Consider the following 20477-nt stretch of genomic DNA (forward strand, 5'->3'; position numbering starts at 1 on the left):
CTCAGCACTCTTACTCTGCCCAAGCAATTAACCTTGGTTCATAAGGATTAGCCAGATTTTTATTTTTCGGCAATACACGCAAAGACAAGCCTTGTAAACCAGAAGCAGTATAAGTGATATTACCCGTGTAAATACTCAATTGCTCTCCATCTTCGCCTTGATAATCCATCACCACTGGTATAGCGTTGACAATATCACCATTGGCATCGATCGCACCTTGATATAACTCCACCTGTACATCATTATTCGTCAAAGTTGCTAAGTCAACCTTGGCAATGACTGCAACGGTTTGGTTAACCTCAATGTCTGAAGCTGCTGATACATCAATATCTTTGATGATCATATTGAACCAGTGTTCGCTTAGTTTTTCTTTCCAAGCAGCTAGTTCTTTCGCTGGGGCATAGTTATCAACAGTCAGGGTATGATAGCGATCGCTAGCTGGGAAATAAGCTCGCTGTGCATATTCTCCTACCATCCGCGCTGTGTTAAAGAAAGGACAATTCAACCGAATTGCATCCTTCATTTTGGCAACCCACGGACGGGGCAAACCATCACTATCCCGATGTTCGTAAAATAGTGGTACAACTTCCTTTTCTAACAACTCATAGAGAGCATTTGCTTCTACTTCATCTTGGTAGTTGGGATCGTCGTAATTCTCTCCATGTCCAATCGCCCAGCCCGTGCGGACATAATCAGCTTCATCCCACCAGCCATCTAGTACACTTAAATTTGGCAAGCCATTCATTGCTGCCTTCATCCCACTGGTACCAGAAGCTTCTCGGGGACGACGTGGTGTGTTTAACCAGATATCACAACCCGCTACCATCAACCGGGCAATATGAATGTCGTAATTAGGAACAAACACTACCTGTTTTTCTAAATGCTGTTCACGGATAAAGTGATTGATATCGCGGATGAGTTCTTTACCGGGAATATCTTTAGGATGTGCCTTACCAGCAATCACAAATTGCACTTTCCGGTCTTTGTTAGCCAGCAGAAGTCGCTTAATCCGCTCCAAATCGCGCATCCAGAGGGTAGCACGTTTGTAGGTGGCAAAGCGACGAGCAAAGCCAATGGTGAAAGCGTAAGGATCTAAAACTTCTTGGGCTTGGACAATTTCGGAAACAGAAGCGCCGCGATCGCGTAAATGCTTGACTAAATGTTCTCGCACATACAAAATCATATCCAAGCGGCAGCGTTCGTGATTCCGCCACAACTCCTCATCGGGTATAGCTTCCATCCGCTCCCACAATGGGCTATCTGCTGGTGCTGATGACCAGTTTGGGCCTAAGTAGCGATCGTATAACTCTTGAGTCGATTTCGCAACACAACTCCGAGCATGAACACCGTTAGTAATTGCGCCGATTGGCACTTCCTCTACTGGTACTTTCTGCCATAAGCCTTGGAACATTTGCCGCGACACCACACCATGCAGTTGGGCGACACCATTAGAAAATGTTGCCATCTTCAGCGCCAGCACCGCCATACTGAAAGGCCCAGATAAATCGCCTGTATTCTCGCGTCCCAGTCCTAAAAATTGCTCTTTGGGCAACCCAAATATTTCTGCATAATACCCCAGGTAGTACAGCATTTTTTCGGGAGCGAACAAGTCAATCCCGGCTGGTACTGGCGTGTGGGTGGTAAAAATATTGCTAGAAGCCACCACCTGTTTAGCTTGGGGATAATTCAGTCCCTCTTCCTGAATTAGCAAGCGGATACGTTCTAAAGCAGAGAAGGCGGCGTGGCCTTCATTCATGTGGTAAGCGGTGACTTTCAGCCCCAAAGCTTTCAGCATTTGCACACCACCGATCCCCAGCATAATTTCCTGGTGGATACGCATATCAATGTCGCCACCATACAGCTGGTCTGTAATATCGTGGTCGTAAGTGTTGTTAGGTTCAATGTTGGTGTCCATCAGATACAGGGGAACCGTTCCTACCTGTACGCGCCAAACTCTGGCATACACCTTGCGTCCTGGATAATCAACCGCAATCCGCAGTTCTGAACCATCGGCGTTACGTTCTAGATGCAAGGGCATATTGTAGAAATCATTCAGCAGGTAGCGTTCTTGCTGCCAGCCATCGGCATTAAGATACTGGGCAAAGTAGCCTTGCTGATACAGCAAACCTACACCCACAAGTGGTAGCCCCAAGTCACTGGCAGATTTGAGGTGATCCCCCGCCAAAACCCCCAAGCCGCCAGAATAGACGGGTAAACAATCGACAAGTCCAAATTCCGCCGAAAAATAGGCGTAGCATTCCTTTGGTTTCTGCTCCCGTTGTTTCTGATACCAGGTACGCTCTTGCAAATAATCTTCTAACTGACGGTTAGCTCGATCCATTTGCGCTAGAAAGCCCTCATCTTCGACAACTTCCAGAAGCCGCGATTGAGAGATAGTACCGAGCATTAACACTGGGTTATGATGGCTAGACTCCCACAGGTCAGAGTCTAAGCGACGAAATAAATCTTTACTTTCAACGTTCCAATCCCAGTGCAAGTTGTATGCTAGCCGCCGTAGTGGTTCCAGTCGCGGCGGTAATGAAGGGGATACATTAAATGTGCGAATTGGCTGCATAAGTTGGCAAAACTCCAAGTTTAGCTATGGTTATTGTTTACTCTCTTTACCAATGTTGCCAATTCTTTATACAGTAGTTTGTGAAAAAGCGATGACTTTGTTAAGCATTGAGAATTTTTTTTAACCTCGTTGCTAAAGTTTACACCAAGGTGTTTCTAATTCTATGCTTTAGTCTCAGCCATGTACTTGGTATATTAAAATTTAATCATTTACTGCCATGTATCACTTAAAAAATATTTAGTTTTAAATAAATAATTTATATTTATTTTAGAATTGATTCCGGGGATCAATCTAAGGTCTTGGATGGTATGGATTTTAGTCCACTTAAGTGGATTTTCGCTATCAGCCAGAGAATTTATTCTCTGGCGGAAGATTGGGGAGGTGCAATACCTGAGTTAAGCTGAGGCAATGCCCAATAGCCCATCGTAGACATCGCCTAAAATTCGAGCGTGTAAAAATAATACCAAGCAGTTAACTAGGAAAAGCAATGCCTGCGATGGTCACTGAGCGCAGCCGAAGTCCGGGCTATTCGGCGTCAATAACTACTTAGTATAAATTTTTAATACTACAGAAAAATAACTTAATAAGGTGTTATTTTACGCGCCTAGTGAAGGCTGATCTTTGGTATTTTTGGTCATTGACAAAGCTACAGCTGCTGCATAAGCAATCTCCGCTGCCATTTGATAAGCAAGTTTGATATTAGATGAAGCGTCTTTGGCTTTAGGAGTGAGAGAAGCTTTTTTTCGGCGCGACTCTTGTTTTACATCACCCCCGGCAATCGCTCGCTGTAAAATGATCCAGGCGTCTAGGTCTTCTGAGTCATAATTACTTTGAAGTTGCGATCGCAGTTGATCTTCGGCTACAACACTCAGATAGCCGGTAGTTAGAGCTTCTTGGACAATTTCTTTAATTAAAGCCATAATTTGAACCAAGTGTGTGAGTTAAAACCGATACCTCAATCTGGGCATTTGATGTTTTTTCTAGACTTCTCCTAGAAACTAAGCTATCTTTTAGCTTTCTTTCAATAAAATTTATAATGAATAGTGCCAAGCACGCATCACCCTCTTGGCTCACCCGAATGGGTGATTTACAAATTTTTAGATACAAGTAATAGGGAAGAGGAAAATTTTTAGCTTTTTAACTAAGAGAGTATCATAAGTATAGTAGATATCATTCTGAGTTAAACACAAAAATATAAAATTATTTGGACAAGCAACGGTAGAAATATAGATATAAATGGGAATTAATCGGTAATTAATCGCTTCGAGTATTTTTAAAGTTACCGCTTTTAAAAAATTTTCTCTAAGTGTATAAAATTATTTTCGAGTAGCGTAGGCAATGCCTGCCGTAGGCATCACTTTAGTAAAAAACTTAACTAATCTCACCATTACAATCAACTTGGAAATCAACTTATTTAATTAGAGTGTTCCACTAAAAATAAAATGTGTTATCGTTAAAAACAATTGTTGTTAAAACCCATTTATGTAATTAAAAACATGAATTGGTTAGTCTGTAAATCATCTGTGTGCAACATGATTGGAGCAGCATACCCTAGAAATTCGTTGCAAGAAAGCCGTCATAACAGTCGGGGAAGCGCTTACTTGTTTGCACCGATGGTTAATTTCAATGTGATGGCTGATGTGGGAGATAATCCACCCTAGTTGGGTTTTATTTGGGCAAAAATACCCATAAAAACCAACAATAATTACATTGTCATGCTAGGCAGAAATTTTATCTAATTTTTGAATATCGTCTAGTTAAATGTGTTTTTTGTTGCAAAATAGCTTGTGGAATTGAGTTGTTTCAAGAGACTAAAACCGCCTGACAAAAACTAGTCTCAAGGCAAACAATATCCCTATTTGCGTAACAAACTTTGCAAATTTGCCAGATAACTGCAACAGTAACCTATCTAAAACAGCAAATTTTCCTATCAGACAATTTAATAGTCTGGGGTTTGACCCTGCAATGCACTGAGATTGTTTTGTTCATTGCTCTGGTGAAAAAGAAGCAAAATTATTACGTGCCGAGACTGGTACAAAAGCTTCTAGTAAACCAAGGCAATTGTGCATATCAATTGAGTAATTCTCTCGCAACTAATTTAAAGAATTGCTCACATAGTCAAAGCCATCTCTGGTTTTTTAACATTTGGAAAACCATCTAAAAGCATGGGGAAATTTAGGTAATACTGCTAAAGCAGGTTATGTATTAATAAATACAAAGATTGTTAGCTTTGGCGGAACATTAGGATATAAGCACAGCAAAGGAATCTTGTCAACAACAATTAATTGAAGAGATATGTAGCCATGCATAACGAGAAATTTTTTTCAAAATTGCAGCGCGTGCAAGAACTTTTAGTAACTACTGTGTTAGGGGATATTCCTACACTTATTCTGGGCCCGAAGTTGCGTAATTTGGGATACCGTAGTATTTTTGCCCAAATAGGCAGCCCAGTTTATATCCAAAATGGTGTTGAATTTAACGGTACTTCCTGTATTGAGATAGGCAGTGGAGTATATATTTTTAAGGGTGTGCGGATAGATGCTAGAGGACACAAAAATAATAGAATTCATCTAGGAAATAGAGTCGCTATTGAGCGTAACGTTGATATAGGGTCTTTAGAAAATACGTGTATACATATTGATGAAGACACCTTCATTGGCCCCAACGTGGCTATTGAGGGGCCAGGAGACATTAAAATTGGCAAGCACTGTTTAATAGCTGCCTACTCAGGGATATATGCCAATAATCATAATTTTGCCGATCCGATGGAGCCGATTAAATACCAAGGTGTTACCCGCAAAGGAATTGTGATTGAGGATGACTGTTGGTTAGGGCATGGAGTAACAGTATTAGATGGCGTTACTATCGGCAAAGGCAGTGTTATTGGTGCAGGAGCGGTTGTCAATAGAGATATTCCTCCTTTCTCCGTTGCTGTAGGCATACCTGCACGAGTAATCAAAAACCGAATTGGCAAAGATTTAAGCATTAGTTCAAGCTGAGAAATAGGGGGTGGGGCATTGGGGATTGGGGATTGGGGACAAGGAAAATTATTTCTTGTAACCTGTAACGTGTAAGCTCTACCCTTTTTTAAGAAACTTTTGCCGTCAGTTAACGTCACAAGAGTAAACAATCTCTAAGTTATTTTTTAGGGTCATCTACAAGTCAAGCATCTGAGATGTTGCACCATTCTCAATAACCTTAAGCTAGATACTCTAGTCCCCAGTCCCCAGAGTCCTCTCAAAAAGGGACAAGATTTGGGTAATATAAAGGAGCTATCTTTTCTGCATGGCAGATCCTGAAAGAAAAGCTTTCTTTGTCTTACCCGTTGGAGATATTTCTATGCTGACTTTAAAAATCGCTGTTTATATTGTTGTTGCCTTGTTCGTAACTATCTTCGTCTTCGGATTTTTATCAAACGATCCAGCTCGTAACCCCGGCCGTCGGGACTTAGAGTAAAAGGGCGATAAATCATCCGCGACTTTAAAAGGCGGAAGATACTAAACGCCACGGAAACTTACTAAACTTTCGCCTAGTAAGTTTCCTGCTGCAAAGTGGCTTGTTACCGGTAGCAGAAAGCGACAGTCGGAAGGCAAAATGTATATTTAATCCTTCTTTCCGTCATTTGGCTGTTTGTTAGCCCGATTATGCTCAAATATGCTTCATCCAGTTCTGCCGCCCGATCCGCCTTTTATCCTCGAATCTTTACAAGCTGTAAATCCCGCCTCATCTGCTAGTCATACAAAGTTTCTTTCAGGTGTAGATACTGGAATACACAAAAAGACAGCCAAATCCAAGCAGCCCAAGGATTTAGCCCAGTTGGCAATTGCGAGTTACACCAAGAGCGATCTGCCATTGCCAACTCCGATAAACTCAACTGAGGATGACTTGGTAGTTGCCGAAACTCCCTCTGTAGCTCATTCACCAGAAACCTCCCCACCAGAAATTTCGCCCATCAACAGTTCTGGAAGTGCTGCAATGGGGCGATCGCTAGTTGTTGGTTATCCCACACAGAAGGTTAAAACCTCTAATTACCAAGAGAAAGAAGACACAAACACAAGTCCCAGCATCGGCGTTCGGCGTTCGGAACTTCTGCTTATAGCGGCGTTACGTAAACGAAAGATGCAAACAGAAGCCACTGCGTTGCCAATAAAAGTTGGAGCGGAGGCTTCCTCTGTAAACGTAAAACTTGAACCTTCTCAAAAACTCGGTGAGCGATGTCTGACGACAAGCCGCTTTGCGTCTACGCTAAATTCCAACTCTAGTGGCGAAAAACCAACTTTTTTGGATGGTAGCTTTAGCTATAGAGTTTCCCCAAATCTCCAACTCGCCCAATCTTTGCCTCCTCTTCAAACTGTCCCAAGTGCTACAAACAGCAACAAGTTAGTCGAATCCAATGCGGGAATTTTACCTGAGAAGTTAACCCAGCAAAAACAGCAAAGTCATATTACCGCACCACAGTCTTTAGGTAGAGAGAATATCTCTGTATCTGCTGCCGATCTTGCACCGAGTTCTCAATCAGTACAAAATTTTATAGAATTCAAGTCTCGTAACCCGAAAAACCAACTCTCATCGCCCATCACTGTAGGATTCAAGTCCCAAGCCCAACAACAAACTCAAGCACCAACACCTACAGGCGCTAGCACTAATCAGCTAGAAAGTCAACTATCTGGTACAACTGCGCCAGTTAGCACGCCACCAAATCAACCGAGAATTGTAGAAGTCACTTCAGATCGGCAAGAGTATGACGAGCAACGGCGAATCATTACAGCTGTTGGGAATGTAGTTGTGCGATTTGATGGGGCGGTGGTGGATGCCGATCGCTTGCAAGTAAATTTAGACAACTTGATAGCTGCGGGCTACGGGAACGTAACTTTAACACGAGGCGATCAGATACTGCGTGGACAACGCTTTACCTATAACTTTGTTCAAGATAGCGGGGAACTGCTAAATGGTAGAGGAGAAATTTACGTACCCTCAGCACAAACAGATTTTGCTTTTTCACCCACCGATGTAAGCACGGGTGTAATTGCTGGTGGAGTTCCAAAACGTCCGCCGAGCGATCGCATTAGAGCCAATCAGCCCGTTTCAGGTGTGAGCAGCCCTGGAGGAATTGATGTAACAATTGGTGGTCGCGGTGCTAGCAACATCCCGCCCCCGAGAACAGGGGGTGTAGTCAATCGGCTCAGATTTGAAGCTGAACACATTGACTTTTATCCCCAAGGCTGGCAAGCAAGGGATGTCCGCATCACCAACGATCCTTTTTCGCCTCCTGAATTAGAGTTGCGTGCAGATACAGTAACTCTGACGCGAGAATCACCCTTGGTAGACCGGATCAGGACACAGAACCAGCGTTTGGTATTGGATCAAACCGTCTCCTTACCAATTCCGGTGAATGAGCGGACTATTGACCGCCGGGAGCGGGACGTTACACCTGCAATAGTCTCTCCTGGCTATGATGGAGAAGATCGGGGTGGTTTGTATATTGAGCGTGGGTTTCCAGTAATTGATACAGAGCAGACACACTGGACGATCACGCCGCAGTTGTTAATACAGAGAGCTGTGCAACAAGGCACGGGTGATTTAGGCTCACTATTTGGTGTGAAGACAAAGATAAATTCTGTTTTGAGTCCCCGATCCGTAATTGACGGGACTGGGGAATTAACTAGTTTTGACTTGAACAAAGTAGAAGATAATTTCCGGGCGAGGTTAGGATTGCGCGAGATATTAGGGACTTCCCTTCCCCATCTGTTGAATCTGGACTATAGCTACCGCGATCGTTTTTATAACGGTACCCTGGGCTTTCAAACCGTCCAGAGCAGTATCGGCGGCATTATTACCTCTCCTGTAATTCCTTTAGGCAAGAGTGGCATCAACCTCACGTATCAGGCAAGCGCTCGATATATCGATGCCAACACCGATCGCCCAGATTTACTAAAACCAGGGCGAGAAAACGATCGCATCTCACTAGGTCGTTTACAGGGCAGTGCTTCCCTCAGTAAAGGGCTGTTGCTATGGCAAGGAAAACCATTACCACCCACTGCCACTGAGGGATTACGATACACGGCTAACCCTGTAGTTCCTTACTTGCGAGCGATCGCTGGACTTACAGGCACTACGAGTTATTACAGCAATGGTGATAACCAAAGCACCCTAACTGGTACAATTGGCTTACAAGGGCAAATTGGTCATTTTTCTCGACCTTTTTTCGACTATACCGCCTTTAATATTAGTTACTCTCAAGGCTTAAACAACGGATTATCACCCTTTTTGTTTGATCGCTCCGTTGATAACCAAGTATTGAGCGCTGGCATATCACAGCAAATCTATGGCCCTTTTCGCTTAGGCTTTCAAACATCTGTTAACTTGGATACTGGTAAAGAAACCAGCACCGACTACATTGTGGAATATAGCCGTCGCACCTATGGCATCACCTTGCGTTACAATCCGGTGCTAGAGTTAGGCGGCTTCACCATCCGAATTAGTGATTTTAACTGGGGTGGCGGCACTGATCCATTTTCAGAAATTAAGCCAGTGGTAGGCGGTGTGCAACAAGATTATTAGTCAAACAGTTAGCAGTTATCTTACCTGACACTTGATTATTTAAGATTTTCTATCTTTTGCCCAGTCTAAGCATTTGGCACGACTCGACAGCTTATCGGATAATTGCTTGATGCCGCACCAGGTATTCTCAGTTTGGCATAGTCGCCGCTTAGTTGAACATTTGACGGTGGTTGGTGTAAGGTTGCACAGTATCTTTGCACTGCGGCTTGGTACTCTCGCCATTGCTTACGAATTGCAAGACTGGCGGCATCGTTACCTAAGTCTGAAAATCTTAGCCCAGCGCGAATCAGCCAAGTTTCTACATCAGTTGTTTCACCCAGTATTTCTGGAATCGGATTAATCTTTTCCATGAGTAATATCTTTTACACATATTCAAAATTGGTAATTTTACTTTAAGAAAAACTATTGATAATAGCCAATCTGATTTTTTATCAAAATCATCAAAAAAAATGATTAAACATATAATAAACCTCACCCTCAATCCCTCTCCGATACTTTGGAGAGGGAAGCCGGAGGCAGGGTGAGGTTTTATATTTAATTTGACCCACTTACTTAAGGGACTTCCAAGAAATAAATTACTCAAATGAAACGAACCACTCCAGACACAGAGAAGCCAGCGCGTCGCGGGGGTTCCCCCCGTTGTAGCGACTGGCGCAACACAGAGGAATGAGGAAGAGAGAGTTTTTTGGGTATTTTTTTATTTGGAAGTCCCTAAACGTGGTGAGAGCAACTAATCTAACGCTCAAAAATGCCCATTTTGTGAGATTAGCCCGTAAGCATAAAACGTGACATTTTAGAATGAAATAGCCCTGACTAAACGCCTACGTTTTAGGTGTAATTTGTGAGATGCTAGGCGTAGCTGATAAAAACAGCACAGGCTAAACCTACCTAACGGAAAATGCCTCATTGAACCGCCGCGTCACAGGCTCAGTGATGAATGTCAAAATTGACTTTTTACGAGTGACAATTTCACCTGTAGCAGACATACCTGGTGTAAATTCTACTTCTTGACCGCGCACGTTCACTGAGTGTTTATTTAGCTTAATTCTGGTAGGAAAAACTAAGCCTAATTCTTTATCAACAATTGCATTCGGACTGACTTGCATAACTTCGCCACTCACAGTGCCAAATTCCTGGAAGGGGAAAGTTGCCATTTTCACTTTTGCCTTCATTCCTTGACGAATAAATCCAATATCACGGTTGAGAACTTTCACCTCTAGGAGCATTTCTTCCCCTTCCGGCAAAATTGACAGCAATTCTTCACCTGATTGCACTGGACCCTTAGTGGCTTTAACTCTGTAAATTGTACCAGCAACGGGAGCCTCAATCGTTTCTAAAGCTTGCTGCTTCTTCGCCTGCTCTAATTGACCTTGAACAGTTGTCAGTTCTTCTTTACGCTTGCTGAACTGGGTCAAAATTTCACTTTGGCGTTCTGATGCTACACGCTGCGACTGACTACGTGCAGCATTATAAGCTTGTTCTGCTTGGCGAATTTCTTGGACTTGGGCAGCAATATCTTTTTCTAATGATGTGACTTTATCTTCAGCCTCAGTTATTTTATTCTGGGCGTTAGTCACTTCATCTTGCGATCTAGTGATTTCTGTCTTTGCACGAGTTAATTTTTCTTGGGCATCCAAGTAATCGACACGAGGTACAGCACCAGGAGTCATTAGGCTACGTAGGCTTTTTTCCCTTTGTTCTGCAAGTCCCAAATTACTTTCAATTTTAATTCGGATGCTATCTGCGTTGGCAAGGTTGGTTTTAGCATTGGCAACGCTACTTTTGGCATTAACTAAGTTATCTTGTAACCGAGTCAAGCGGACTTTGGCTTGATTGATCAGTGCTTGTTGGCGATTTGCTTCTGCTTCGGCCCCTGCTTGCCGCGCTTGGAAGTCTTGCAGACGGGAACTTAAAAGTTCATCTTGGAGTTTCGTCCCAGTAGTTTTGCCTCCAGTGCGTTCTGCATCTAAACGTTGCAAATCGTCCTGAATCAATCTAGAAGATTTCGCTAGGCGGGAAACATCGGTTACTTGCAAGTCTGGATCTTTTTGAATCAAAACTTCACCTTTAGTAACGCGATCGCCTTCTCGCACTTTAACACCAACAATTGACCCCCCACCCAAGGATGTCACCGGTCTTACCTGCGTGGAAGCAATTAATTCTCCTGGTGCTGTTGCTACTTCATCTATTTGCGAGAAGTACGCCCAGGCGATCGCTCCAAATACAACGAAGCTAATCGTTCCCGCTAATAATCTAGTGTACAGGGGTGGCAATTCCTGTACTGCCTTCCCTAACTCATAAGTGAGTTGTTCGTCTGGTTGGGCAAATCGCTCTTTTGTCTGACGTGCTTGGGCAGCATTTACCATATATTTTTGTCCTTTGTTTTTTGTCATTTGTCATTAATCATTTGTAATTAGTGAATAACTAAGGACAAATGACAAATGACTAATGACTCTTTAAACTGCTAGATAACGCCGCAAAAAAGTTTCTAATGTTTCCAACTGGAAGTTATAAATTGCCTCTAAATTGGCAATTTCATCTTTTGTACAGAAAAATTCATTTACTAGCAATGTCCGATAAGTTCCCAAAGCTTTTTGAATTTGGGGATTAATTAAACCCAATGCACTCTGTAACCCATCAATGGCAAATAGTGGTGAGTTAATAATTACTGGCTGTTTGTTGAAGATCCGACCAAAAATCCGCGGGATATCTTCTCTTAATAAAATCTCTGGCCCTCCTACTGATAAAATTTGGTTGCGAGCGCCTTCAACTGTCACAGAATCCACCACTATCCTTGCCAAATCATCGGTACTGACAATTGAGGTACGGTTTTTGCGATCGCCAATTAGCAAATACAATCCCGTTTCTCGAAATTGTTCTACTAGTGGCAGCAAGTTAGATGCTAATCCAGATGGGCGTAAAATAGTGTAATTCAAGCCACTAGCTGACAAATATCGTTCTACTGCTCGTTTTGCTTTGAATACAGGAGCGTCTTCATATCCGCGATCGGCTCCCAGTACGGAAATAAAGACAAAATGCTCTACGCCATTGGCTTTGGCTTGGTCTATTAGTTCAATATTGGCGCGGTAATCTAAAGATAGGGCATCGCTATCAGAACCGTGAGCGCTGATAATATACCGCACACCCCGACTAGCTTTCTGGATATCTCTTTCTTCTAGCAAGTCACCGATGAAGATTTCTGCACCCCGGTGTTCTAACTCGCTATAGCGCGAGGTAAGGCGGACAAATGCCCGCACAGACTGTTCTCGTTGCCTTAGGAGTCGCACAACTCTGCGACCGATTCCTCCCGATGCTCCAGTTATTAGAAACATATAAATACCTAAATTGAATAGTTACAGGGTTTATAGTTCTCGAAATGCTCAACTCATGCTAACTAAGCCAATAGGTCACACCTTATTTATCTTAATCCTCTAAAAATTATCCCCCATATCTTTAGTAGATGCAGGGGATGGGATAATGGAATTAGTTTTACTGGCTCAACAAGTCATTGACATCTGAACCAATTCGCACTCTTGCCTCCGGCACGCTTTGCCAATTGCGAATTGTTTTAATTTTCTTGCCCCATGCGCCATACCCTATGCCCCATTCTCAACTACTGATATCCCTGCCAAGGAGTAACTTCCAGCGTACCGTTAGGCTTAAATAGCACTTGAAAGTGGGCGAGAGGTTCTTTATTGTTAGGAGCTGCTACATTGGAACCGTAGACAGCGTTGAACATTTTGGGAAGCGGTGTTTCGCGGAAATAGTCAAAGGCGACTTGGTTTAGTGGTTCATAGTCAGCAATTACACCATCTTTGTTCACTGCTACCCGATATTTCAAATCTCGCGTAAAGGTGGGGGTACCACTCCAGTTTTGCCGAACTGTACTATAAAGCTTTTGGTTTAAACCTTTGACTATATTAGAGTCAGTAATTTTTGCACCTACTACTTCTGGCGTCTTAGCATATCCCCGCCAAGGACTAACTTCTAGTACACCTTTTGTAGTAAATACGACTCGGAATTGAGCGATCGGTTCATTAGAAATAGCAGGACGGGTAGCTGGATTATAAAGTACGTTAGGCAGAGGAGTTTGACCTACTCCTGTATTTGCCTCTTTATTCAGCGCTTTATAACCAATGATCGCTCCATCCGCAGCTACACCCAGACGATAGATCAAATCCTCTTGCAATCCTGAGCGATTAGTCCAAGCTGGATGAATTTGATTGTACACTTGACGATTCAATGCACGTAACTGGGATGGATCGGTAATTTCTGGAACTGTATTTAAAAGTGCTTCTAAATCTTTAACTGGCGGCTTTCTATTAGCTTCTGATGTTGGTGTGGGGGTTGCAGCAGCGATGGGAGTTGCAGCAGCTGATGCTGGAGCAGCGATATTGTTTCTTGTAGAGCTAGTTTGCTTATCTGGTTGAGGCTGCGGTGGACGAATTTGGGGAGGTGGAATCAAGTTAAAGGCGATCGCAGCTACTGCTAAACTTGACACACCCACAGCAGCAGGTACAGCCTGCCTGATCAAAGCCTGACTAGCACCGCCATAGCGTCTGGTAACTGGTTGTAGTTCTAAGGAAAGTTCAGGTAAAGTTTGAGTATCAGCAAAAAACTGATCCACTGCTTCGACTAAATCAAACAACTGTACTGTATTTAAATCTATTTCAATAGGCGGACGTTTGGAATTGTTAGAGCGATCAAACCCTTCTGGAGCGCCTTCTGAATATATAATTAACCTATGTCGGTTGCTGTCAATTTTGCGAAACTCTACTAGCTCCGATTCCTGGTTGTGTGCTTGCGGATTAGGTACACTACTTAAAAATTCTTGGGCATAGCCACTAACTGCCCTCACCAAACTTTCAAAAAATTCTCGCCCTCCCGTTAGGGGTTGGTTGTAACCTGATAAATAACATTCTGCATTTACCAATATTGATAATTCCGGGCGCATTTCCTGGAAATGTGCAGCCCTACCGAGATCGCTTAACCCTTCTAAAAGCAGTGTACAATTAGGCAAACTGTACTTACGTTGAATGTTCATTCCACTTCACCGTCAAAAAGACTAATCCAGAATCGCTGCATTCCAGCTGTACCAGTACAAAATAGTAATTGTCCTAACAAATTTATCGCTAGCTCATCTAATTTTGCATCAGAAGTTAATGCTAAGACACCAGAACGTCGAGCATTCATCCGGCTCTTAAAATGCGCTCTAAACCGCTCTAGGTAATTAGATAAGCGCAAATTCTGTTCTAACGGAATCTGCTTTTCTTCCATTTGTTGACAAATCATTAGTAACTGGCGAATCACAACAGTTAAACGCCGTGCTATGTAGCAAGCAATCACCACCAGAGCTTTTGCTTCCATGATACTTAAGGGACGGCGGATATGCGCTCTCCGTAGCGGATTAGAGCTACGCATCCGCCATAAATTCACCCTGTCTTTAACAATTCCTTTTAGATCCAACTCTTGAGCAAAAGTCAGGATTGCTTCTGAACCACCAAGCTCTAAAGCTTCAATTGCCAGTAAAATCAGGTCAATTTGCAGCCTGGTTCTCCGAGGACACGTTTTGGAAGCGATCGCCGGATCTGGTAAAGTGTCCAAAACCATCGGCAGTGAGTCTTGAGTTGGACTGTTGAACGGCGTTAAACTTGCTGAGACATTCATTCTATAAATACCTTGTGCGGTTCCAACAGACTAGATAAAACAAATTTAAGATCGGTAGCCAAGACTTGAGCATTAGACTTGTAGCAATAGCATGGCTACCTGATATATACATTACTTAACTCTTTCTACTCAAAGTTTTCCCTATATTGAAATCAAAATTTTAAAACATAACTTAATTCACCTCATTTATTTAGTGCAATATCCCTTATAGCTTGATTTAGATTCTAATTATCGTCAATAAAGGGCGAAGCTTCAGACTCGACCCCCAGCGTATGACATTATAGTGTACGATTTTTCAGGTATCTGAAATTGGCATTGGGCATTGAAAAGAGGCAGACGGAAAAACTCTTCTCCCTTGCTCCCTGCTCCCCTGCTCCCCTGCTTCTTCCCCACTCCCCACTCCCCATTTTATGGATTTGAAGTCTCTCGTTCGTGACATCCCAGATTTCCCTAAACCCGGAATTTTATTTCGGGATATTACTACCCTGCTGCGCGATCCAGAGGGACTGCGCTACACTATTGACTTTTTAGCACAAAAATGCAATGAAGCTGGGATAACGGCGGATTATGTCATTGGTATAGAGTCGAGAGGATTTATTTTTGGTTCACCTCTGGCTTATAAATTAGGAACTGGTTTTATTCCCGTCCGTAAAAAAGGTAAGTTACCAGCAGCCGTTTATTCAATTGAATATGAACTAGAGTATGGTATGGACTGCCTAGAAGTGCATCAAGACGGTTTACACCAAGGTAGCCGAATTTTAATTGTGGACGATTTGATTGCCACGGGTGGAACTGCGAGTGCAACAGCAAAGTTAGTGCAGAAGATTGGCTGCGAACTAGTAGGATTTGGGTTTATTATCGAGCTACGGGATTTAGAAGGGCGTAAATATCTGCCAGATGTGCCGATTATCTCTCTAATTGAATATTAGTTATTTGTCATTGGTGATTAGCAAATGACAAATGACCAATGACAAAGGACAAAGGACAAAGGACAAATGACATCTACGAGAATTTCTTTGGAGACAGGTCGGGATTGGCTAATAACGCTAGTCACGAGTGAAACTTTTGTTTATGTGGGAAAGCGGGTATTGCAGGCACTACTGACTTTGTTTTTGGCATCAGCGTTATCGTTTTTCATTATTGAACTTGCTCCAGGAGATTATGTAGATACGCTGCGGCAAAACCCGAAGATATCGCCAGAAAGAATTGAACAACTCAAGCAGCAGTTTGGTTTGGATAAGTCTTGGCCAGAGCAATTTTGGCTATGGTTATGGCGAATTTTGACAAAAGGGGATTTTGGCACGAGTTTTATTTATCAACGTTCAGTAGCATCGCTGTTGTGGGAACGAGTACCAGCGACTTTGCTATTAGCGATCGCATCTTTAATTGTCACATGGGCGATCGCTATCCCTCTAGGGATCTTTGCTGCTGTTAACCAAAACAAGCTATCAGACCGGGTTTTACAGGTGATTAGCTACGCCGGACAAGGCTTTCCCAGTTTCATCACTGCCTTAGCGCTGCTGGTTTTAGCCCAATTCACCTCGCCCTTATTCCCAGTGGGTAGCATGACTAGCATCATTCACTCGGAACTGTCGTGGTTTGGCAAAATCTTAGATATCGGCTGGCACATGATTTTACCCACGATCGCACTTTCAATTACAAGTTTTGCTGGTTTGCAACGCATCACTCGCGGCGAATTATTGGATGTTTTGCGTCAAGATTATATCCAAACGGCTCGTGCTAAAGGTTTGCCAGAAAACCGTGTGATCTACGTTCATGCCCTCCGTAATGCGATAAATCCCTTGATTACCTTATTGGGTTTTGAATTAGCTGGTTTATTAAACGGTGCCTTCATTGCCGAATTTTTCTTCAACTGGCCTGGTTTAGGGAGGTTGACTCTACAGGCTTTACAAGCTCAAGATTTATACTTGTTAATGGCAAGCTTGGTAATGGGCGCAGTGTTGCTGATTGCTGGTAATTTAATCGCCGATTTGATGTTAAAAGCTGCCGATCCACGCATTCGCCTAGAAAGTCTTAATTAGTCATTTGTCATTTGTCATTAGTTACTGTTCCCCATCCCCCCATCTCCATCTCCATGCTGTCCGAAGTCTATTACTTAGTGCGTTCAAAAACCGACGGTAATTATCTCATAGCTCGTCCTGACACCGAAACATCAGGTTATTTATTGCTGTTTCAGGAAAATTTTGATGCCCTTAGCTATCTCAATACCCATGCAGCAGAAGTAGCAAATCGTTTTACTGTAGAATCTATTCCGCGTACACAGTTAGGAAATTTGCTCAAACGTTGGGGTTTTAGCGGTGTGGGTATTGTGAGTGACCCGTTATTGCCCAAGGTTGAGTTTTTGCAGCATAGTTAAGCTCTCTCGCCTTTTAGAAGTGGGCAGGCGATAGCAACCAAATAGCAATTCATGCCAACTAACTGAAGCAATAGCAATATTCCCCTTGATACTGTTGCAACCTTTGGATAACTGCTGGATTCGGTTGTGGCCTTAACGGCTCAGATATGACGTTAATATCCAGTAAAAAGCGACTTACAAGAGGATCTCTCGTCCAGGAGACTTGTCGCGTACATCTTTCCAAACCTCATTGGGATTAATCTCGGTTCCTTCTTCGATGATTTCTTGACGAAATCGCTCCACAGATTCCCAAAAACCCGACTTTCCATGCAACAAACGCTGATATTCAGCCGCAGGTAGAATCACAGCAACTTGCTGCCCCTGTTGCGTAATTTGTACCGATTCGCCTTGTTCAATTTCCGGAAAAATTTTATCTATATTCTTAGGAACTTGCTCAATTGAATACTGCTGAGACATGGCGCTTTCACCTGTTTGCATTACTTTTTATTAAATATAGGACTTACGCAAAATGACCAAAAAACGAACCGCAGAGGCCGCAGAGAACACAGAGGAATAAGAGTTTGAGAGAGTTTTTGCGTAAGTCCTGAAATAATTGCCAATAGTAAAAAGTTACGGCAATTCTGCAAACTTGTGTTAAGTAAAGAAGGATGCGATCGCACAAGTAAAATCAGGCAATATGGGTGAGTTCAACTCATCACCATTGAACAACGTAGCAACTAACTTTAAACTCGCTTGTTCACGTCGATAAACTTCCACCTGTTGGTTGCGCCAATCCACAATCCAATATTCCCTAACACCTCTTGCTGAGTAAAGCTTTAGTTTAAATTCCTTATCCCGTTTTTCGTTCTCAATACCAGCAGATAGCACCTCTACAACCAGTTCTGGCGCACCAGTCAAATGCCCAGCCTCGTCTAAAAGTAGGGGCAATCTCTCATTGCTAGCCCAGACAACATCAGGAATCACATTATCATTATCGCCAAAAATTATGCCTGGAGCAGGTACGACTTGTCCCAAAGAAGTAGCTTGTGACCAAGTATCCAATGGAGAAATAATTCTGACACAAGTTTTTTGATGATTCCAGTGAGGCGCTCTGGTCACAAACAAATCTCCGTCAATAATTTCATAGCGGTTCCCGTTATCTGGAAACAACTCTAAATCGGCGGTAGTCCAGCGCACTTTCTCAGATATCGGCTGGTTCATAAACCATCTTTATTAGGGGATTTACCTATTTTAGACGGATTGGGGATTAGTTAGGAGTTAGGAGTTGGGAGTTAGGAGTTAGGAGTTAGGAGTTGGGAGTTGGGAGTTAGGAGTTAAGTAGGTAGGCAAAATAAAACCAAACTATGTAACGAAAAATAAAATCTCTGTATTTGGCTCGTAGTTGCGCTGTCTTCGCTAAAGCGCAACTACGAGCCAGTGATGATTATTTGCGCCCATTTACTTAGGAGTTAGGAGTTAGGAGTTAGGAGTTATTACTCACTCCTTGCTCCTCCTACTCCCTCATCTCCCTAATGCTCTTAGCCCCTATACCACTACTTTTTCTAAACTCAATTTAGAACGCTTCACTGGCTCAGGAATCGCTACGGGATAATCTCCAGTAAAGCAGGCAGAGCAGAAATTATTGGTGTCTTCTCGTGTCGCTTCTAGCATTCCTTCCCAACTGAGATAGGCGAGGCTGTCTACTTCGAGTTGCTTGGCAATTTCCGCTACTGACTTGGTAGCAGCAATTAGCTGATCTTGAGAATCGGTATCGATGCCATAGAAGCAGGGATGAGTTACAGGCGGGGAAGAAATTCGCATGTGTACTTCGATTGCACCCGCTTCACGCAAGGTTTTGACTAGTTTACGGCTGGTAGTACCCCGTACAATCGAGTCATCAACAATAATTACTCGTTTACCCGCCAAGACATCTTTGAGGGGGTTGAGTTTCATCCGAATACCTGACTCGCGCATGGTTTGGGTTGGCTGAATAAAGGTTCGTCCAACATAGCGATTTTTAATCAGTCCTTCAGCGTAAGCTACACCAGAAGCTTGGGAAAATCCGATCGCAGCTGGGATACCTGAATCTGGAACACCAAAAACAATATCGGCATCTACAAAAGATTCTTTAGCTAGTTGATGTCCTAACCGCAGGCGGTAGCTGTACAAACTCTCGTTGTGCATGATGCTATCAGGGCGGGCAAAATAAATCATCTCAAAGATACACAATTTCTTCTGAGGCTGTTGGCTCCAATGATAGGAAGCCAAACCTTCTTCAGTAATCCAAACTAATTCGCCTGGTTCTACGTCTCGCAGGTATTCGGCTCCAATAATGTCTAAACCACAAGTCTCCGAAGCCAAAACGTAACGGACTGGATTACCAGCTAAAGTACCTATTACTAGGGGGCGAATGCCATTGGTATCACGGACACCCATAACGCCGTTAGGAGTGCCAATAACCAAACTAAAGGCTCCTTGGCAACGATGAAATGCCTGAATTGCACCTTCTAGCCAATCTGCACCAGCGTTGATGGCTTGTGCGATCGCAAAAGCCATCATTTCTGAGTCTGTTGTCGTGATTAAGTTGCATTTTTTCTCAAGCAACTCTTGACGCAATTGTACTGTATTGACTAAATTACCATTGTGTGCTAAAGCTAATAAACCTAAGCGAGTTTCTAGTACTGCGGGTTGGGCATTAACTTTGCGGCTAGAACCTGTGGTTGAATAACGAGTGTGACCAACAGCAAGGCTACCAGGCAACTGATCCAAGATGGATTCATTAAAAACTTGAGACACCAAGCCCATATCTTTGTGGAGGTGGACTTGTGTACCCTCAAAGGTGGCAATACCGGCTGATTCTTGACCCCGATGCTGGAGGGCATACAATCCAAAGTAGGTCAGTTTAGCAACGTTTTCTCCTGGTGCATAGATGCCAAAAACACCACAAGCTTCTTCTGGCTTGTCAGGCTGATTTTCATGACTATTCATTGGGTTGTTAGTCTGGTCGGGGTATTCATCCGAAGTGACAGAATGAATCGAAATCATGCTAGCTTTGCTCCTGGTGGGGGGGTCAATCAATTTTGGATTTGAGATTGACGATTTTGGATTGATCGCACCGTGGAAGAGATGCGGCTTGGGATTTGAGAATGCCTATTTCAGATTTATTTTGCCCATTAGTAGCAAGACATGAAGCAGAAGCAACCCTCCCAATCCAAAATCTAAAATTCAAAATCTAAAATCGGTAGTCAAGTCACTGGGATTATGTCTATAGATAGTTTCAGCTTTCTTAATAAATCTTTAACCATCTATTAAAACAGT

At 43.0% G+C, this 20477-nt stretch carries 17 protein-coding genes; 7 read left to right on the plus strand and 10 right to left on the minus strand.

Annotated elements, in window-relative coordinates; all coding sequences use genetic code 11:
• Window positions 1-10 precede the first annotated feature (10 nt).
• Together glgP and V7K73_RS02125 are read right to left on the minus strand one after the other, a co-directional pair.
• Window positions 11-2575: an alpha-glucan family phosphorylase gene (glgP, locus tag V7K73_RS02120; protein WP_334876692.1), complete on the minus strand. Its 2565-nt coding sequence runs from the start codon at window positions 2573-2575 to the stop codon at window positions 11-13.
• Window positions 2576-3171: 596 nt separating this feature from the next.
• On the minus strand, window positions 3172-3495 hold the full coding sequence (locus V7K73_RS02125; protein WP_334876694.1) for a hypothetical protein: 324 nt from the start codon (window positions 3493-3495) through the stop codon (window positions 3172-3174).
• Between the two features lie 576 nt (window positions 3496-4071).
• On the opposite strand from V7K73_RS02125, the gene V7K73_RS02130 reads away from it, so the two are divergent.
• From V7K73_RS02130 to V7K73_RS02145, 4 genes are all read left to right on the plus strand, one after another.
• Entirely contained in the window at window positions 4072-4236 is a 165-nt protein-coding gene (locus V7K73_RS02130; protein ID WP_334876913.1) for a hypothetical protein, read from the plus strand.
• 642 nt (window positions 4237-4878) lie between these two features.
• Window positions 4879-5574 (plus strand): acyltransferase, encoded by a 696-nt coding sequence (locus tag V7K73_RS02135; RefSeq protein WP_334876696.1) that lies wholly within the window; start codon window positions 4879-4881, stop codon window positions 5572-5574.
• A 340-nt stretch (window positions 5575-5914) separates the two neighbouring features.
• A complete protein-coding gene (locus V7K73_RS02140; protein WP_334876896.1) occupies window positions 5915-6031 on the plus strand; it encodes a photosystem II reaction center protein I in 117 nt (38 codons plus the stop codon).
• A gap of 198 nt (window positions 6032-6229) precedes the next feature.
• Window positions 6230-9136 carry a DUF3769 domain-containing protein gene (locus tag V7K73_RS02145; protein WP_334876698.1) on the plus strand — a complete coding sequence of 969 codons (2907 nt, stop codon included), beginning with the start codon at window positions 6230-6232 and terminating at the stop codon, window positions 9134-9136.
• Window positions 9137-9201: 65 nt separating this feature from the next.
• On the opposite strand, the gene V7K73_RS02150 is transcribed toward V7K73_RS02145, so the two are convergent.
• The 5 genes from V7K73_RS02150 to V7K73_RS02170 all read right to left on the minus strand — a co-directional run bounded on the left by V7K73_RS02150 (window position 9202) and on the right by V7K73_RS02170 (window position 14803).
• Complete coding sequence (locus V7K73_RS02150; RefSeq protein WP_334876700.1) at window positions 9202-9486, minus strand: hypothetical protein; 285 nt, start codon at window positions 9484-9486, stop codon at window positions 9202-9204.
• A gap of 534 nt (window positions 9487-10020) precedes the next feature.
• Window positions 10021-11529, minus strand: coding sequence for an HlyD family efflux transporter periplasmic adaptor subunit (locus tag V7K73_RS02155; RefSeq protein WP_334876702.1), 1509 nt, complete (start codon window positions 11527-11529; stop codon window positions 10021-10023).
• A gap of 63 nt (window positions 11530-11592) precedes the next feature.
• The gene (locus V7K73_RS02160; protein WP_334876703.1) at window positions 11593-12468 is read right to left on the minus strand and encodes an SDR family oxidoreductase; all 876 of its coding nucleotides are present in this window, start codon (window positions 12466-12468) and stop codon (window positions 11593-11595) included.
• Window positions 12469-12749: 281 nt separating this feature from the next.
• Complete coding sequence (locus tag V7K73_RS02165; RefSeq protein ID WP_334876704.1) at window positions 12750-14180, minus strand: DUF4335 domain-containing protein; 1431 nt, start codon at window positions 14178-14180, stop codon at window positions 12750-12752.
• Window positions 14177-14803 carry a DUF3038 domain-containing protein gene (locus V7K73_RS02170; protein ID WP_118168460.1) on the minus strand — a complete coding sequence of 209 codons (627 nt, stop codon included), beginning with the start codon at window positions 14801-14803 and terminating at the stop codon, window positions 14177-14179. Before V7K73_RS02170 ends, V7K73_RS02165 begins: the two co-directional genes overlap by 4 nt.
• 410 nt (window positions 14804-15213) lie before the next feature.
• On the opposite strand from V7K73_RS02170, the gene V7K73_RS02175 reads away from it, so the two are divergent.
• The 3 genes from V7K73_RS02175 to V7K73_RS02185 all read left to right on the plus strand — a co-directional run bounded on the left by V7K73_RS02175 (window position 15214) and on the right by V7K73_RS02185 (window position 17180).
• Complete coding sequence (locus V7K73_RS02175; RefSeq protein ID WP_334876707.1) at window positions 15214-15732, plus strand: adenine phosphoribosyltransferase; 519 nt, start codon at window positions 15214-15216, stop codon at window positions 15730-15732.
• 66 nt (window positions 15733-15798) lie between these two features.
• Window positions 15799-16845, plus strand: a complete 1047-nt coding sequence (locus V7K73_RS02180) for an ABC transporter permease (protein WP_334876709.1) — start codon at window positions 15799-15801, stop codon at window positions 16843-16845.
• 53 nt (window positions 16846-16898) lie between these two features.
• Complete coding sequence (locus tag V7K73_RS02185) at window positions 16899-17180, plus strand: hypothetical protein (protein WP_334876711.1); 282 nt, start codon at window positions 16899-16901, stop codon at window positions 17178-17180.
• Between the two features lie 174 nt (window positions 17181-17354).
• Here V7K73_RS02185 and V7K73_RS02190 read toward each other — a convergent pair whose 3' ends face one another.
• From V7K73_RS02190 to purF, 3 genes are all read right to left on the minus strand, one after another.
• On the minus strand, window positions 17355-17657 hold the full coding sequence (locus V7K73_RS02190; RefSeq protein ID WP_334876713.1) for a type II toxin-antitoxin system Phd/YefM family antitoxin: 303 nt from the start codon (window positions 17655-17657) through the stop codon (window positions 17355-17357).
• 156 nt (window positions 17658-17813) lie between these two features.
• Window positions 17814-18380: a Uma2 family endonuclease gene (locus V7K73_RS02195; RefSeq protein ID WP_334876715.1), complete on the minus strand. Its 567-nt coding sequence runs from the start codon at window positions 18378-18380 to the stop codon at window positions 17814-17816.
• 324 nt (window positions 18381-18704) lie between these two features.
• Window positions 18705-20204: an amidophosphoribosyltransferase gene (gene purF, locus V7K73_RS02200; protein ID WP_334876717.1), complete on the minus strand. Its 1500-nt coding sequence runs from the start codon at window positions 20202-20204 to the stop codon at window positions 18705-18707.
• Window positions 20205-20477: the final 273 nt, after the last annotated feature.

The sequence above is a fragment of the Nostoc sp. genome, from assembly GCF_036916975.1.
GTDB lineage: Bacteria > Cyanobacteriota > Cyanobacteriia > Cyanobacteriales > Nostocaceae > Nostoc.

What these genes read in the sequence shown, in the direction of transcription:
- V7K73_RS02150 (WP_334876700.1), bottom strand. Translation starts at nt 9,486, where the DNA reads ATGGAAAAGATTAATCCGATTCCAGAAATACTGGGTGAAACAACTGAT.
- purF (WP_334876717.1), bottom strand. Translation starts at nt 20,204, where the DNA reads ATGATTTCGATTCATTCTGTCACTTCGGATGAATACCCCGACCAGACT.
- V7K73_RS02135 (WP_334876696.1), top strand. Translation starts at nt 4,879, where the DNA reads ATGCATAACGAGAAATTTTTTTCAAAATTGCAGCGCGTGCAAGAACTT.
- V7K73_RS02165 (WP_334876704.1), bottom strand. Translation starts at nt 14,180, where the DNA reads ATGAACATTCAACGTAAGTACAGTTTGCCTAATTGTACACTGCTTTTA.
- V7K73_RS02180 (WP_334876709.1), top strand. Translation starts at nt 15,799, where the DNA reads ATGACATCTACGAGAATTTCTTTGGAGACAGGTCGGGATTGGCTAATA.
- V7K73_RS02190 (WP_334876713.1), bottom strand. Translation starts at nt 17,657, where the DNA reads ATGCAAACAGGTGAAAGCGCCATGTCTCAGCAGTATTCAATTGAGCAA.
- V7K73_RS02145 (WP_334876698.1), top strand. Translation starts at nt 6,230, where the DNA reads ATGCTTCATCCAGTTCTGCCGCCCGATCCGCCTTTTATCCTCGAATCT.
- V7K73_RS02185 (WP_334876711.1), top strand. Translation starts at nt 16,899, where the DNA reads ATGCTGTCCGAAGTCTATTACTTAGTGCGTTCAAAAACCGACGGTAAT.
- V7K73_RS02195 (WP_334876715.1), bottom strand. Translation starts at nt 18,380, where the DNA reads ATGAACCAGCCGATATCTGAGAAAGTGCGCTGGACTACCGCCGATTTA.
- V7K73_RS02130 (WP_334876913.1), top strand. Translation starts at nt 4,072, where the DNA reads ATGAATTGGTTAGTCTGTAAATCATCTGTGTGCAACATGATTGGAGCA.
- V7K73_RS02170 (WP_118168460.1), bottom strand. Translation starts at nt 14,803, where the DNA reads ATGAATGTCTCAGCAAGTTTAACGCCGTTCAACAGTCCAACTCAAGAC.
- V7K73_RS02125 (WP_334876694.1), bottom strand. Translation starts at nt 3,495, where the DNA reads ATGGCTTTAATTAAAGAAATTGTCCAAGAAGCTCTAACTACCGGCTAT.
- V7K73_RS02160 (WP_334876703.1), bottom strand. Translation starts at nt 12,468, where the DNA reads ATGTTTCTAATAACTGGAGCATCGGGAGGAATCGGTCGCAGAGTTGTG.
- V7K73_RS02175 (WP_334876707.1), top strand. Translation starts at nt 15,214, where the DNA reads ATGGATTTGAAGTCTCTCGTTCGTGACATCCCAGATTTCCCTAAACCC.
- V7K73_RS02155 (WP_334876702.1), bottom strand. Translation starts at nt 11,529, where the DNA reads ATGACAAAAAACAAAGGACAAAAATATATGGTAAATGCTGCCCAAGCA.
- V7K73_RS02140 (WP_334876896.1), top strand. Translation starts at nt 5,915, where the DNA reads ATGCTGACTTTAAAAATCGCTGTTTATATTGTTGTTGCCTTGTTCGTA.
- glgP (WP_334876692.1), bottom strand. Translation starts at nt 2,575, where the DNA reads ATGCAGCCAATTCGCACATTTAATGTATCCCCTTCATTACCGCCGCGA.